This is a genomic window from Kitasatospora sp. NBC_01250, from assembly GCF_036226465.1.
Taxonomy (GTDB): Bacteria; Actinomycetota; Actinomycetes; order Streptomycetales; family Streptomycetaceae; genus Kitasatospora.
Map to the genome: position 1 here is coordinate 6,503,851 of NZ_CP108476.1, position 13,784 is coordinate 6,517,634.

14 protein-coding genes are annotated in these 13,784 nt (G+C 71.8%); 9 read left to right on the plus strand and 5 right to left on the minus strand.

Features of this window, described 5'->3' with window-relative positions; genetic code table 11:
- Positions 1 to 102 precede the first annotated feature (102 nt).
- From OG500_RS27505 to OG500_RS27515, 3 genes are all read left to right on the plus strand, one after another.
- Positions 103 to 1,032 (plus strand): NADP-dependent oxidoreductase, encoded by a 930-nt coding sequence (locus tag OG500_RS27505; RefSeq protein WP_327069530.1) that lies wholly within the window; start codon positions 103 to 105, stop codon positions 1,030 to 1,032.
- A 106-nt stretch (positions 1,033 to 1,138) separates the two neighbouring features.
- Positions 1,139 to 1,609 carry an Lrp/AsnC family transcriptional regulator gene (locus OG500_RS27510; protein WP_391442861.1) on the plus strand — a complete coding sequence of 157 codons (471 nt, stop codon included), beginning with the start codon at positions 1,139 to 1,141 and terminating at the stop codon, positions 1,607 to 1,609.
- A gap of 170 nt (positions 1,610 to 1,779) precedes the next feature.
- Positions 1,780 to 3,150: a pyridoxal phosphate-dependent decarboxylase family protein gene (locus OG500_RS27515; RefSeq protein WP_327069531.1), complete on the plus strand. Its 1,371-nt coding sequence runs from the start codon at positions 1,780 to 1,782 to the stop codon at positions 3,148 to 3,150.
- Between the two features lie 3 nt (positions 3,151 to 3,153).
- On the opposite strand, the gene OG500_RS27520 is transcribed toward OG500_RS27515, so the two are convergent.
- Positions 3,154 to 4,035: a GNAT family N-acetyltransferase gene (locus OG500_RS27520; RefSeq protein ID WP_329584054.1), complete on the minus strand. Its 882-nt coding sequence runs from the start codon at positions 4,033 to 4,035 to the stop codon at positions 3,154 to 3,156.
- 235 nt (positions 4,036 to 4,270) lie between these two features.
- Between OG500_RS27520 and erpA the strand changes: the two genes are divergently transcribed.
- Positions 4,271 to 4,624 (plus strand): iron-sulfur cluster insertion protein ErpA, encoded by a 354-nt coding sequence (gene erpA, locus OG500_RS27525; protein ID WP_035850108.1) that lies wholly within the window; start codon positions 4,271 to 4,273, stop codon positions 4,622 to 4,624.
- A gap of 76 nt (positions 4,625 to 4,700) precedes the next feature.
- Here the strand turns inward: erpA and OG500_RS27530 are convergent, their stop codons facing one another.
- Together OG500_RS27530 and OG500_RS27535 are read right to left on the minus strand one after the other, a co-directional pair.
- Complete coding sequence (locus tag OG500_RS27530) at positions 4,701 to 5,432, minus strand: hypothetical protein (protein WP_329584059.1); 732 nt, start codon at positions 5,430 to 5,432, stop codon at positions 4,701 to 4,703.
- A gap of 138 nt (positions 5,433 to 5,570) precedes the next feature.
- A complete protein-coding gene (locus tag OG500_RS27535) occupies positions 5,571 to 5,810 on the minus strand; it encodes a hypothetical protein (protein WP_327069534.1) in 240 nt (79 codons plus the stop codon).
- A gap of 235 nt (positions 5,811 to 6,045) precedes the next feature.
- On the opposite strand from OG500_RS27535, the gene OG500_RS27540 reads away from it, so the two are divergent.
- Complete coding sequence (locus tag OG500_RS27540; protein ID WP_329584062.1) at positions 6,046 to 7,020, plus strand: carbohydrate kinase family protein; 975 nt, start codon at positions 6,046 to 6,048, stop codon at positions 7,018 to 7,020.
- A gap of 29 nt (positions 7,021 to 7,049) precedes the next feature.
- On the opposite strand, the gene OG500_RS27545 is transcribed toward OG500_RS27540, so the two are convergent.
- On the minus strand, positions 7,050 to 8,465 hold the full coding sequence (locus OG500_RS27545) for a cysteine desulfurase/sulfurtransferase TusA family protein (RefSeq protein ID WP_327069536.1): 1,416 nt from the start codon (positions 8,463 to 8,465) through the stop codon (positions 7,050 to 7,052).
- A gap of 351 nt (positions 8,466 to 8,816) precedes the next feature.
- Between OG500_RS27545 and ctaC the strand changes: the two genes are divergently transcribed.
- The 4 genes from ctaC to OG500_RS27565 all read left to right on the plus strand — a co-directional run bounded on the left by ctaC (position 8,817) and on the right by OG500_RS27565 (position 13,369).
- A complete protein-coding gene (gene ctaC / locus OG500_RS27550; RefSeq protein WP_327069537.1) occupies positions 8,817 to 9,671 on the plus strand; it encodes an aa3-type cytochrome oxidase subunit II in 855 nt (284 codons plus the stop codon).
- Positions 9,668 to 11,449 carry an aa3-type cytochrome oxidase subunit I gene (gene ctaD, locus OG500_RS27555; protein ID WP_327069538.1) on the plus strand — a complete coding sequence of 594 codons (1,782 nt, stop codon included), beginning with the start codon at positions 9,668 to 9,670 and terminating at the stop codon, positions 11,447 to 11,449. Before ctaC ends, ctaD begins: the two co-directional genes overlap by 4 nt.
- Positions 11,449 to 11,865, plus strand: coding sequence for a cytochrome c oxidase subunit 4 (locus OG500_RS27560; protein ID WP_327069539.1), 417 nt, complete (start codon positions 11,449 to 11,451; stop codon positions 11,863 to 11,865). Before ctaD ends, OG500_RS27560 begins: the two co-directional genes overlap by 1 nt.
- A 280-nt stretch (positions 11,866 to 12,145) precedes the next feature.
- Positions 12,146 to 13,369 carry a L,D-transpeptidase gene (locus OG500_RS27565; protein WP_327069540.1) on the plus strand — a complete coding sequence of 408 codons (1,224 nt, stop codon included), beginning with the start codon at positions 12,146 to 12,148 and terminating at the stop codon, positions 13,367 to 13,369.
- 24 nt (positions 13,370 to 13,393) lie between these two features.
- Here OG500_RS27565 and OG500_RS27570 read toward each other — a convergent pair whose 3' ends face one another.
- Complete coding sequence (locus tag OG500_RS27570; RefSeq protein ID WP_329584065.1) at positions 13,394 to 13,780, minus strand: GntR family transcriptional regulator; 387 nt, start codon at positions 13,778 to 13,780, stop codon at positions 13,394 to 13,396.
- Positions 13,781 to 13,784: the final 4 nt, after the last annotated feature.

A 13,784-nucleotide genomic window follows, 5' to 3' on the forward strand; every position in this document is an offset into this window, starting at 1 on the left:
CGACTCGACGCGATGTCCGACTCCTTTCGGCCCTGCGTGTGGACCTGACGCAACGTCGGCGCGGAGCTGCCGATCCGGCGGACGAGCGTGTTTCCTAGGGGCATGAAGGCAATCGCGATCAACAGGTACGGCGGCCCCGAGGTCGTCGAGTACGTCGAGCTGCCCGATCCCAAGGTGGCTCCCGACACGGTCCTGGTCCGGGTCAGGGCGGCAGGGGTGAACCCGGTCGACTGGCAGGTCCGCGAGGGCCGCCTGGAGCCCGTGATGGACGCGCACTTCCCGCTGATCCTGGGCTGGGACGTGGCCGGCGTGGTCGAGCGGGTGGGTGCCGCGGTCACCGAGTACCGGGTCGGCGACGAGGTGATGGGCTACGTGCGCAAGGACGCCATCCAGCACGGCACCTACGCCGAGCTGGTCGCGGCCCCGGTGCGGACCCTGGCGCGCAAGCCCGCCGCGCTCGGCTGGGCGCAGGCCGCCGGGCTCCCACTGGCCGGGCTGACCGCCTACCAGGGCCTGGTCCACGCGCTGGCGGTCGGCGCCGGCGACACGCTGCTGATCCACGCGGCGGCCGGCGGGGTCGGCGGCCTGGCCACCCAGATCGCGGTGGCCCGCGGCGCCCGGGTGATCGGCACCGCGAGCGCGCACAACCACGACTACCTGCGCTCGCTGGGCGCCGAGCCGGTGAGCTACGGCGAGGGCCTGGTGGAGCGGGTGCGCGCGCTGGCGCCCGACGGCGTGGACGCGGCCTTCGCCCTGGTCGGCGGCGCGGAGGCGCTGGAGTCCTCCCGTGCGCTGGTCAAGGACCCGGCCAGGATCGTCTCGATCGTCGACCCCGAGGTGATGGCCGTCGGCGGCCGGCTGGTCTTCGTGCGCCCGGACGCCGCGGACCTCGCGGCCCTGGGCGAGCTGGCCGAGAGCGGCCGGCTGACCGTCACCGTCGCCTCGACCTTCCCGCTGGCCCAGGCCGCCTCCGCACAGCTCCTGATCGCCGAGGGGCGGACCCGGGGCAAGATCGTGCTGCTGGTTTCCTGACCGGGCTCGCCGGTGGACTGATCACCGGCGACCGGGAGAATGGTTCGGTAGCCCCACCTGACGGCACCCCCACCTGTCAGCCCCGAGCCTGGAGACCCCGCACCGCATGAGCGAGCAGAGCGACCGATTCAGAGCGTCCGGGGGCGTCGTGCTCGACGAGACCGATCGCCTGCTCCTGGCCCACCTGGGCCGGGACGGGCGGGCCTCGTACGCCGAGATCGGCCTGCTCGCCAACCTCTCCGCCACCGCCGTGCGCCGCCGGATCGACCGGCTGCGCTCGCGCGGCGTGGTGCGCGGCTTCACCGTGGTGCTCGACCCCGAGGTGCTCGGCTGGCAGACCGAGGCCTTCGTGGAGATCTACTGCCGCGAGCGCACCGCTCCCGAGGAGATCCTGGCCAGCCTGCGCCAGTTCGCCGAGGTGGTCGCCGCCTGGACGGTCACCGGCGACCCGGACGCGCTCGTCCATCTGCGTGCCGCCGACACCCGGCACCTGGAGGCCGTCATCGAACGGATCCGGCGTGAGCCCGGCGTGCAGCGCAGCCGCAGCTCGGTGGTGCTGTCGCAGCTGATCGGCTAGCCGGAGCCCTCGCCGGTGCCCGCGCAGGAATCCTGCGCGACCCGGGTCGAACACGCTCGAAAGCTGCCTGAACCGGCGCATTCGGACGCGCGGGCGCTCCGCTCCGCTGCCTAGGCTGATCTTCAGATCTGAGCCGAAGATCAGAGCAGTCAGAGCCCGAGGAGCCCCCCGTGTCCGCAGCCGTCCCGCACCGCATGCACCAGCCCGACAACGACCTGGTCGACCTGGTCTTCGGCTACATGCGCGAGCGCCTGCAGTACGACCCGGTGCCGCTGGACCACCCCGGGGACGGCGAGCAGCTGCGGGCCCACCTGGCCGGCCTGCTGAACGAGCGCGGCAACGCCCCCGCCGACGTGCTCAAGCTCTACGACCACGAGCTGTCCCGCGCGGTGATCTCCGCCGACAGCCCGCGCTACCTCTCCTTCATCCCGTGCGCGCCGACCAAGGCCGCGCTGCTCTTCGACATGGTGGTCTCCTGCGCCTCGCTGCAGGGCATCTCCTGGCTGGAGGCGGCCGGCGCGATCGCGGCCGAGAACCAGGTGCTGCGCCTGATAGCCGACCGGGCCGGGCTGCCGCAGACGGCCGGCGGCACCTTCGTCTCGGGCGGCTCGGCGGGCAACCTCTCCGCACTGGTGGTGGCCCGCGACGCGGCCCGCCGCAGGCTGGGCGTCGGACCGGAGGCCCGGCTGCGGGTCGCGGTGGCCGACCAGGTGCACTCCTCGGTCAAGAACACCTTCAACATCATCGGCGTCGAGGCCTTCAAGGTCCCCACCGTGGACCGCCGCTTCACCGGCGAGGCGCTGCGCGCCGCCCTGGCGGCCGACCCGAACCCGGAGACGGTGATCGCGGTGGTCGGCACCGCCGGCACCACCAACGAGGGCATCATCGACGACCTGCAGGGCCTGTCCGAGGTGACCCGCGAGCGCGGCCTGTGGTTCCACGTGGACGGCGCCTACGGCGGCGCGGGCCTCTTCGCCCCCTCGGTGCGCGAGCGCTACAACGGCATCGAGCACGCCGACTCCTTCGTGGTCGACCCGCACAAGTGGCTCTTCGCGCCCTTCGACTGCGCCGCGCTGATCTACCGCGAGCCGCGCCTGGCCAAGGCCGTGCACACCCAGGACGCGGGCTACCTGGACGTGCTGCACCACGAGGGCGACGAGTGGAACCCCACCGACTACGCCTACCACCTGACCCGCCGGGCCCGTGGCCTGCCGCTCTGGTTCTCGCTCGCGGTGCACGGCACCCAGGCCTACACCGACGCGATCGAGGCCGGCCTCACGCTGGCCCGGGAGACTGCGGAAACGATTCGCCGCACCGAGCACCTGGAGCTGCTGCACGACCCGCAGCTGTCCGCCGTCTGCTTCCGCCGCACCGGCTGGACCGAGCAGGACTACTACGCCTGGTCGCAGCGGCTGCTCGCCGACCAGATCGGCTTCGTCACCCCGACCGGCTGGGACGGCGAGACGGTCGCCCGGTTCGCCTTCCTGCACCCGGGCACCACGATGGAGATGGTCCAGGAGATCCTGGACACGATGGTCTGACGCTCACAGGAAGGCCCCGCTGGGCAGGTAGGGCACCGGCGGCCGCATCCCGCGCAGCGCGAGGCAGCCGCTGTTCGTCAGGCTCAGCCCCAGCTCCAGGCCGACGTCCACCGCCCACTCCTGCTCGGCGGTGAGGAACCCCACCGTGGCCCCGGTGTCCTCGGGCACCCGGGCCAGCGCCTCGCGCAGCAGCCGCACCGCCAGCCGTTTCGAGGTGGCCGCCAGCAGCTCGACGCTGCCGCCCAGCCGGTAGCAGTAGCCGCTGCCGAACACGGTGTCGGCCACCAGCAGTTCGTCGTAGTGCGCGAGCATCAGCCGGTGGTCAGGGCCGTGGGCGGTGCCGCGCAGCCGGCGGTCGATCGAGTCCACCAGCTCCAGGTGGGTCGCGTTGCCCGGGTGCACCGGGATGCTGCCGGGGTCCAGCAGGCCGGCCCGGTCGACCGGGCCGGTCAGCCGCATGGTCGGGTGCAGGCTGAAGCCGGCCTTGCGGTAGCGGCGGGCGGCCGCCGGGTCGGCGGAGACGGTGGTCATGCCGCGCAGGCAGGCCCGGCCGTGCTCGGCGGCCCGCTCCAGCAGCAGCCGGCCCACCCCCTTGCCCTGGAACTCGGGCAGCACCGCGGTCAGCGCGAGGATCCACATGCCCTCGCGGCGCATCGAGAGCGCGAAGCCGATCGCCCGCCCGTCCTGCTCGGCCAGCCAGCAGCCCTGCGGGTCGGTGCCGGCCAGGTGCCTGGTGCGCGCCTGGTGCCGGGCGATCTGGGCCGGGGTCGGCGCCGGTCCGGCCCCGGTGCCCGCGGCGCCCCCCAGCGCGCCGAAGGCCTCGGCCGCGATCAGTCGGACGGTCTCGGCGTCCGCGCGGCTGTCGCGGATCTGACGCAGGATCATCCGTCCATCTTCCCGGTTCGCCGTGGCTGTCCGCGGCTGCTTGCGGGCATCCGACCAGCACCGTCGGGGCTCCGCCCGGCCGAGCGCTCGGTGACCGCCCCGGGCGCGGTGTGCGAGCATGGATGGACGGAGCGCGGACCACCGTCCGCGGATCGGACCCACTGCCCGGAATCAATCCGGGCGGCCGCTGGTTGGCACTGGCGGCAGTATGTCGTCATAGACCGGGAGTAAGCAGATGACCGTCCAGGACGAGACCACCGTCGAGAGTGGTCTGCTCCTTACCGATGCCGCTGCGGCCAAGGTGAAGGGCCTGCTGGATCAGGAAGGCCGCGACGACCTCGCGCTCCGCGTCGCCGTGCAGCCCGGTGGCTGCTCCGGCCTGCGGTACCAGCTCTTCTTCGACGAGCGCTCGCTCGACGGCGACGTCGTCAAGGACTTCAACGGCGTCAAGGTCGTCACCGACCGGATGAGCGCCCCCTACCTCGGCGGTGCCACGGTGGACTTCGTGGACACGATCGAGAAGCAGGGCTTCACCATCGACAACCCGAACGCCACCGGCTCCTGCGCCTGCGGCGACTCGTTCAGCTAGTTCCTGACGACGGCGGCGGCCCCGGAATCCTTCCGGGGCCGCCGCCGTCGTGTTCGGGGCCGGTACGCCCCCGCGGTCAGTTGCTCGCGCTGACCGGGCCGCCGTTGGGCGCCGACTCCAGCGGCACGTCCGCCCCGGTGGAGGAGAGCACCGTGCGGCCCTGCAGCGGCTGGGCGAGGTCCGTGGTCACGCCCTGCTGCTTGACCAGGTCCGGGCAGTTCTGCCCGGCCGGCGGCTTCTGGGTGATCACCACCTGCACGGTGACCTGGCCCGCCTTGCTCTCGTCCGCCTTCAGGCCGTACTTGTCGCAGACGCCGCCGAAGAAGAAGATCGTCAGCTGGTTGCCCTTGGCCAGGTAGCTGGACGGCTTCAGCTGCGCCTGCGGGTCCACCGGCAGCGGGGTGACGGGCGACGGGGCGCCGCCGCCCGGCGTGGTCGGCTGGGCGGGGGCCGGGGTGCCCGGGGCCGACTTGATGGGCGCGCTGGGCGTCGGGTTGCCGGCCGGGGCGCTGGGCTGGGCCGAACCGGGCGCCGTGGTCGTACCGGCGCCGGCCGAGCCGCCGGCGGAGGGCGTCGGGCTGGCGGAGCCACTGGCGGAACCGCTGGGCGACCCGGTCGCCGACGCGCCGGTGCTGCTCGCGGCGGCGGTGTTCTTGGCGCTCCCGTCGCTGTTGCAGGCACTGACCGTCGCGGCGAGCGAGAGCAGCAGGGCGGCGGCTGCCAGACTCCGCCGCCGGCGCCCGAGCGACCCGTTCGAGCGGGGCGCCGCGCGGTGGTGGAGCTGCTCGGCGGTGGTGTTCTCGTCCATGGTGCGACGTCCTCCAGAGGTCTGCGGATCCCTACGGCAGCGTTGGCTGCGCGGATGTGACGTGGCACGGCGGGATCCGGTTCCGCTGGGCTGACGCGGACGGGTCAGGAGGAGAGGAGGGGGCGGCTGGGGCCTGTCCTAGACCCCGTACTCGGCCATCCCCGCGACCAACGCGCGGGTGCGGGCGGGCACCGTGATCGGTCCGCCCGGTGCGCCGCCGGGCTCCTCGCCCCCGGCCAGCAACGGCCAGAAGGCGCCGAGCCGGCGCGAGGAGTCCACCAGCTCGTCGAGGGTGTCGGTGTCCGCCTCGCCCAGGAGGCCATCGGCCTCGCCCTGTCGTACTCGGCGGGCCTGGACGGGGGAGTGGCTGGCAAGCATCGGTGACTTCCGATCCACGGGGGCGCTTGGACACGCGGCCTGGGCCCGGTCGCGCGCGGGCGGGAGGCGTATGACGAGCCTCACGTTCGCGACCCTAGGCCGCCGACGCGAATCGGGCCATACCTACCCACAGGTAGTCCCCCGGACGTGAGCGCGGCCGTTACGACCTTTGACCGTGGTGCTGCCGGGTACCGTAAGGGGGTTCACCTGCTGCCCCCAACCGAGGAGCCCAGTCGTGCGCATCGCCGTCGCCGGTTCGATCGCCACCGACCATCTGATGACCTTTCCGGGTCGTATCACGGACCAGCTGGTCGCCGACCGTCTGCACGCGGTATCGCTCTCCTTCCTGGTCGACACCCTGGACATCCGTCGCGGCGGGGTCGCCCCGAACATCACCTTCGGCATGGGCCTGCTCGGGCTGCGCCCGGTGCTGGTGGGCGCGGCCGGCGCGGACTTCGAGGAGTACCGGGCCTGGCTGGAGCGGCACAACGTGGACACCGAGTCGGTGCACATCTCGCAGACGCGGCACACCGCCCGCTTCATGTGCACCACGGACGAGGACCACAACCAGATCGCCTCGTTCTACACCGGCGCGATGGCCGAGGCGCGCAACATCGAGCTGAAGCCGGTGGCCGACCGGGTCGGCGGCCTGGACCTGGTGCTGATCGGCGCGGACGACCCGCAGGCGATGATCCGCCACACCCAGGAGTGCCGCACCCGCGGCTACGCCTTCGCCGCCGACCCCTCGCAGCAGCTGGCCCGGCTGGACGGCGACGACATCCGCGAGATCGTGGACGGCGCCGCCTACCTGTTCACCAACGAGTACGAGGCCGGGCTGATCGAGTCGAAGACCGGCTGGTCGGCCGCCGACGTGCTGGACCGGGTCGGCATCCGGGTCACCACGCTGGGCAGCAAGGGCGTGCGGATCGACCGCAAGGGCGAGCCGTCGCTGACCGTCGGGTGCGTCCCCGAGCTGAAGAAGGCCGACCCGACCGGCGTCGGTGACGGCTTCCGGGCCGGCTTCCTCGCGGGCCTGTCCTGGGACCTGGGCCTGGAGCGGGCCGCCCAGATCGGCTGTGCGCTGGCCACCCTGGTGATCGAGACCGTCGGCACCCAGGAGTACGAGCTGCGCACCGGCCACTTCCTGGAGCGCTTCGCCGCCGCCTACGGCGAGGCCGCCGCGGCCGAGGTGCGCGCCAAGCTCGCCTGAGCTCCACCGGCCGCCGGGCCGGCGGCGGGTCAGCCGACCCGCCGCACCCGGTAGGCGAAGCCCCGGTCCGCCCCGTAGGCGCTGGCCGGGGCTTCGCCTTCGTACGTCTGTTCGCGCATGTCGCACCAGGCCGGGATGTCGAGCCGGGCGGCCTCGTCGTCGGCCAGCACCACCACCAGGCCGCCGGGCGGCACCTCGCCGATCCGCTTGGCCAGCTCGATCACCGGCAGCGGGCAGCGCTTGCCCAGTGCGTCGACGACCAGCTCCGCGGGCGCATCGGCGGCCGGCACCGCCAGGTCCAGCCCCAGCGGCGCCCGTACGGCGGCGACCACCTCGGGCAGCACCGCGAGGAAGCGGTCCACCTGGGCCCCGGTCGTCCCGGTCGGCAGCGAGAGGCGCACGTTGCCCTCGGTCAGCACGCCCATCGCGGCCAGCACGTGACTGGGGGTCAAGGTGCTGGAGGTGCAGGAGGAACCCGAGGAGACCGCGATGCCCGCCCGGTCCAGCTCGGTCAGCAGCACCTCGCCGTCCACGTAGAGGCAGGAGAAGGTGACCAGGTGCGGCAGCCGGCGCACCGGATCGCCGACCACCTCGACCTCCGGCACCAGCTGCGGCACCCGGGTCCTGATCCGCTCCACCAGCGCGTGCAGCCGGTCGTTCTCGGCCGCGGCCTCGGCCCGCACCGCGCGCAGCGCGGCGGCGGCCGCCACGATGGCCGGCACGTTGACGTAGCCCGGCACCCGTCCGCTCTCCCGCTCGTCGGCGGGCAGTGCGGAGCGGAACCTGACGCCCTTGCGCACCGCGAGCACCCCGACCCCGGCCGGGCCGCCCCACTTGTGCGCGCTGGCCGTCAGCAGCGACCAGCCCGCGGGCGCCGGGAGCCGCCCGATGCTCTGCGCGGCGTCCACCAGCAGCGGCACCTCGCCGGGCGAGGCGCGCAGCAGTTCGGCCACCTCGGCCACCGGCTGCACCGTGCCGACCTCGTGGTTGGCCGACTGCAGCACCGCCAGCGCGGTGTCCGGCCGCACCGCGGCGGCGAAGCGATCGGCGGCCACCCGCCCGCCGCGGTCCACCGGGACCACCGAGACCTCGCCGCCCTCGGCCGCGTGGCCCTCGGCGGTGTGCAGCACGCTGGAGTGCTCCACGGCCGAGTGCACCAGGTGACGGCCTGTCCGGCGCCGCCCGCGCAGCGCGCCGAGCATGCCCAGCTGCACCGCCTGGGTCCCGCTGCCGGTGAAGGAGACCTCGTCGGGGCGGGCGCCGATCAGCTCGGCCACCGTCTCCCGGGCCGCGTCCAGCAGCAGCCGGGCCTGCCGGCCCGAGCGGTAGAGCCGGGCCGGATCGCCCCAGCCCTCGTCCAGCGCGGCGGTCAGCGCCTGCCGGGCCACGGGGTGCAGCGGGGCGGTGGAGGCCACATCGAAATACAGGGGCTCGGTGGACGGCATGCCCGACACCGTACCGGGGCCTCACACCCCGTCAGCCGATCACCCCGCGGGGCGGCATTTTGTCCGCTTCGTCCGCGCCCGACGGACCGTCACCCGGTCGTCGTATGGCCGCCCCCCGATCGGGTGTACGGAGCCCGAAAGTCCACCATGACCTGCGAATCCACGCCTGCCGGGGCTGATCGGGTAGCGGGGCGGCGCGTTACCGGGACCTGCTCGTCAGGTCCGCATAAGGCTGGAGTAGGGTTTGGCCCGCATAAGCATTCAAACCGTGCCCGTGGACGGGTCGCCGGGGAGGCTCACAGTACTCCCGGGGGCGGCGCGATCGCGGGCGAGACTTCGGGAAGGCGCTACGTGAGTCCCAACGGCTCCGACCGCTCGCCGCGGCGCACGATGCGGCGGAAGCTGCCTCAGGCGCTGGCACTGGGCCTCGTCATCGCGACCGCTACCGGCTGCTCGGCCAATGACCTGCCCAGGCTTGGCCTCCCCAGCCCTGTGACCACGACTGGACACCTCGTCCTTCAGATGTGGCAGGGGTCCTGGATCGCGGCGCTGGTGGTCGGCGTACTGATGTGGGGTCTGATCATCTGGAGTGTGATCTTCCACCGCCGCAGCCGCACCGGCATCGAGATCCCTCCGCAGACCCGGTACAACGTGCCCATCGAGGCGCTCTACACCGCGGTCCCCATCGTTATCGTCTCGGTCCTCTTCTACTTCGTCGCGCGCGACGAGGCGAAGCTGACCCAGGTCTCCGCCAAGCCGCAGCACTACGTCAACGTGGTGGGCTTCCAGTGGAGCTGGGCGTTCAACTACGAGAACACCGAGACCCCGGACCCGACCAGCCAGACCGCCGCGTACGACGTGGGCACCCCCAGCCAGATCCCGACGCTGTGGCTGCCGGTCGACGAGTCGGTCCAGTTCCGGTTGACCTCCCGTGACGTGATCCACGACTTCTGGCCCGTCAACTTCATGATGAAGATGGACGTCGTGCCGGGCGTGGTGAACAAGTTCGAGGTCACGCCCACCGTCATCGGCGAGTACGACGGCAAGTGTGCGGAACTCTGCGGTGTGGACCACTCCCGGATGCTCTTCAAGGTGAAGGTCGTCAGCCATGACGACTACGTGAAGCACCTGCAGCAGCTGCGGGCCAGCGGCCAGGCCGGCGCGGTGCCTTCGGGCATCACGAGCATGGGAAGTGAAACGAAGTGACGATCCTCAACGAACCCGCCGCGGCCGGCGGGGCACCTGGGGGCACCGCCAGGGCCGGCGCGGCCCCGCGCACCCGCAAGCCGGGCGCCACCATCATCAAGTGGCTGACCACCACCGACCACAAGACGATCGGGACGCTGTACCTCGGTACCTCGTTCGCGTTCTTCCTGATCGGTGGCATCCTGGCGCTCGTCATGCGCGCCCAGCTGGCGCAGCCGGACGGCAAGATCCTGTCGAACGAGCAGTTCAACCAGGCGTTCACGATGCACGGCACGATCATGCTGCTGATGTTCGCGACGCCGCTGTTCGCCGGTTTCACCAACTGGATCATGCCGCTGCAGATCGGCGCACCGGACGTCGCCTTCCCGCGACTGAACATGTTCGCCTACTGGCTGTACCTGTTCGGCTCGACCATCGCGGTCGGCGGCTTCCTCACCCCGCAGGGCGCGGCCGACTTCGGTTGGTTCGCCTACTCGCCGCTGTCGGACGCGGTCCGCTCGCCGGGCGTCGGCGCCGACATGTGGATCATGGGTCTGGCCTTCTCCGGCTTCGGCACCATCCTCGGCGCGGTCAACTTCATCACCACCGTCATCTGCATGCGCGCCCCTGGCATGACGATGTTCCGGATGTCCATCTTCGTGTGGAACGTCCTGCTCACCTCGGTGCTGGTGCTGCTGGCCTTCCCGGTGCTCGCCGCCGCGCTCTTCGCGCTGGAAGTCGACCGTAAATTCGGGGCACATATCTTCGACCCGAACAACGGTGGAGCACTGCTCTGGCAACACCTCTTCTGGTTCTTCGGCCACCCAGAGGTGTACATCATCGCGCTGCCGTTCTTCGGCATCATCTCGGAGATCATCCCGGTCTTCTCCCGCAAGCCGATGTTCGGCTACTCGGGTCTGATCGCGGCCACCATCGGCATCGCCGGTCTCTCCGTGACGGTGTGGGCCCACCACATGTACGTCACCGGGCAGGTCCTGCTGCCGTTCTTCTCCTTCATGACCTTCCTGATCGCGGTCCCCACCGGTGTGAAGTTCTTCAACTGGGTCGGCACCATGTGGAAGGGCTCGCTGAGCTTCGAGACCCCGATGCTCTGGACGGTCGGCTTCCTGGTCACCTTCCTCTTCGGCGGTCTGACCGGTGTGCTGCTCGCCTCCCCGCCGATCGACTTCCACGTCTCGGACTCGTACTTCGTCGTCGCCCACTTCCACTACGTGGTCTTCGGCACCGTCGTCTTCGCGATGTTCGCCGGCTTCCACTTCTGGTGGCCGAAGATGACCGGCAAGATGCTGGACGAGCGCCTCGGCAAGATCACCTTCTGGACGCTGTTCATCGGCTTCCACACCACCTTCCTGGTGCAGCACTGGCTGGGTGCCGAGGGCATGCCGCGTCGCTACGCCACCTACCTGGCGTCGGACGGCTTCACCACGCTGAACGTGGTCTCGTCCATCGGCTCCTTCCTGCTGGGCATGTCGATCCTGCCGTTCCTCTACAACGTCTGGAAGACCGCCAAGTACGGCGAGAAGGTCGAGGTCGACGACCCGTGGGGTTACGGCCGCTCGCTGGAGTGGGCCACCTCGTGCCCGCCGCCGCGGCACAACTTCCTCACCCTGCCGCGGATCCGCTCCGAATCCCCGGCGTTCGACCTGCACCACCCGGACATCGCCGCGCTCGACTACCTGGAGCTGCACGGCCACCTGGCCAAGCACCTGGAGGGCGTCGTCCCGGCCGAGTACGACAACCCGCAGCTGAGCAAGGGCAAGAAGGAGGGCGACGCCTGATGAAGGAGCAGGGCAAGATCTTCGCGGGCTTCGCCGCCTTCATTCTGATCATGGCAGTGGTCTACGGCGTGTGGACCACGCACAGCTCCCACGGCACGGAGGCGGCCGGTACCACCGCGCTCTTCCTGGCCTTCGGCCTGTGCGCCTTCATCGCCTTCTACCTGGGCTTCACCGCCCGCCGGGTGGACCTGGGCGCCGGTGACAACCCCGAGGCCGAGGTCTCGGACGACGCCGGTGAGATGGGCTTCTTCGCCCCGCACAGCTGGCAGCCGCTGTCGCTGGCCATCGGTGGCGCGCTCGCGTTCTGCGGCGTCATCTTCGGCTGGTGGCTGATGTTCTGGGCCGCTCCGATGATCATGATCGGCCTGTTCGGCTGGGTCTTCGAGTTCTACCGCGGCGAGAACCAGAACCAGTAGGTTCCAGGTCTCGGCACGCACACGGCGGGCTCCCTCCTCGGAGGGGGCCCGCCGTTTCGTTTCGCGCCCGGGGCGACCGGGCGCCTCTTCTGTTGGTCCGGGCGGGTGCTGCCGTCACCCGCCCGGGCTCAGTGGGGTGCGGGCGGGCCGTTCAGATGCGGTGATGTTCCTACCATCTGATGCATCATCCGAACCCCAGGAGGCTCCGGTGGCCCGCAGATGCGCGGTAGGGGGGCAGAGCCCGAAGGTCAGGTTCGCTGGCCGGGCAGCCCTCTGGTTGTTGGCCGTCACCCCCCTGGTGCTCGGCCCGCTCACGGCCTGTTCGGCCGGCGGCTCGGCGAGCAGCGGCGGCCCGCCGCGGGTGGTCGACGCCGCCCACCTGGTGCACAGCTCGGCCGGGGCGGGTGCCGAACCCGGCAAGCCGTTCACGGTCAGCGCGGACAGCGGCGACCGGGTCACCGACGTCACGCTCAGCGGCCCGGACGGGCGCGTGCTGGCCGGGAGCCTGGACCCCGACGGGCGCACCTGGCACAGCGCCACCCCGCTGGCGCCCGCCACCCACTACACGGCACGGATCGCCGCCGTGGACGCGGAGGGCGGCCGGGGCGAGACCACCCAGGACTTCACCACCAAGCCCGCCGACCGGCTGCTCAACGCGACCCTGGGCCCCGACCTCGGCCGGCAGGTCTACGGCGTCGGCGAGCCGCTCACGGTGAAGCTCTCCGAGGAGGTCAAGGACCCGGCCGCCCGGCGGCAGGTGGAGAGCGCGCTCACCGTGGTCTCCGAACCGGCGGTGACCGGCGGCTGGTACTGGGTCGACGGCAAGAACCTGCACTTCCGGCCGAAGGACTACTGGCCGGCCAACACCAAGGTCAAGCTGACCTACGACGCCGACGGCCGGCAGATCGACGGCGGGCTGTACGGCGGCCCCACCGCCAGCGTCTCGTTCAGCACCGGCGACCGGGTGGAGGCGGTGGTCGACGCGGCCAGCGACGAGCTCACCTTCAAGCGCAACGGCGAGGTGGTCAACACCATCCCGGTGACCACCGGCAAGCCGGGCTTCGACACCCGCAACGGCATCAAGGTGGTGCTCGGCCAGGAGCGGGAGGTGCAGATGAGCAGCGAGACCATCGGCATCGCCAAGGGCAGCAGCGAGGCCTACGACCTCAAGGTCGAGTGGGCCACCCGGGTGACCTGGAGCGGGGAGTACGTGCACGCGGCGCCCTGGTCGGTGGCCTCGCAGGGCGTGGAGAACGTCAGCCACGGCTGCACCGGCATGAGTACCGACAACGCCAGGTGGTTCTACAACCAGGTCCGGGTGGGCGACATCGTCGAGGTGGTCAACAGCAGGGGCCACGACATGGAGCCGTTCGGCAACGGCTTCGGCGACTGGAACCTGAGCTGGGACGACTGGCTCAAGGGCAGTGCGATGGGCCGGCCGCTGAACACCGTGGCCACGCCCCCGGTACCGAAGGCGGCGGCCACCCTGCGCCCGCAGGTCTGAGCCGCCGGCGTCCCCCGGGGCGGGTCAGGACGACCCGGACGGCGATGCCCCGTAGACGAGGTCCAGCGCGCCGTACACGGCCGCCTGGGCCTCGTCCCGCGTGACGCCCAGGCGGTGGGCCCGGGCGGCGTACTCGGTGGCGGCGTCGGCGGCCAGCCGGTGCGCGGTGTCCCCGGTGGCGGCCACCAGGGTGCCGCGGCGGCCGTGCGTCTCCACCACGCCGTCCGCCTCCAGCTCCCGGTACGCGCGCGCCACCGTGTTGGCGGCCAGCCCCAGCTGCTCGGCCAGCGCGCGCACGGTGGGCAGCCGCAGCCCGGCCGCCAGCACACCGGTCCTGGCCTGCTCGGCGATCTGCGCGCGCAGCTGCTCGTAGGGCGGTGTGGCGACGGCGTGGTCGATGCTCACCTGCACGGGG

What these genes read in the sequence shown, in the direction of transcription:
- OG500_RS27505 (WP_327069530.1), top strand. Translation starts at nt 103, where the DNA reads ATGAAGGCAATCGCGATCAACAGGTACGGCGGCCCCGAGGTCGTCGAG.
- OG500_RS27510 (WP_391442861.1), top strand. Translation starts at nt 1,139, where the DNA reads ATGAGCGAGCAGAGCGACCGATTCAGAGCGTCCGGGGGCGTCGTGCTC.
- OG500_RS27520 (WP_329584054.1), bottom strand. Translation starts at nt 4,035, where the DNA reads ATGATCCTGCGTCAGATCCGCGACAGCCGCGCGGACGCCGAGACCGTC.
- erpA (WP_035850108.1), top strand. Translation starts at nt 4,271, where the DNA reads ATGACCGTCCAGGACGAGACCACCGTCGAGAGTGGTCTGCTCCTTACC.
- OG500_RS27530 (WP_329584059.1), bottom strand. Translation starts at nt 5,432, where the DNA reads ATGGACGAGAACACCACCGCCGAGCAGCTCCACCACCGCGCGGCGCCC.
- OG500_RS27535 (WP_327069534.1), bottom strand. Translation starts at nt 5,810, where the DNA reads ATGCTTGCCAGCCACTCCCCCGTCCAGGCCCGCCGAGTACGACAGGGC.
- OG500_RS27545 (WP_327069536.1), bottom strand. Translation starts at nt 8,465, where the DNA reads ATGCCGTCCACCGAGCCCCTGTATTTCGATGTGGCCTCCACCGCCCCG.
- OG500_RS27560 (WP_327069539.1), top strand. Translation starts at nt 11,449, where the DNA reads ATGAAGGAGCAGGGCAAGATCTTCGCGGGCTTCGCCGCCTTCATTCTG.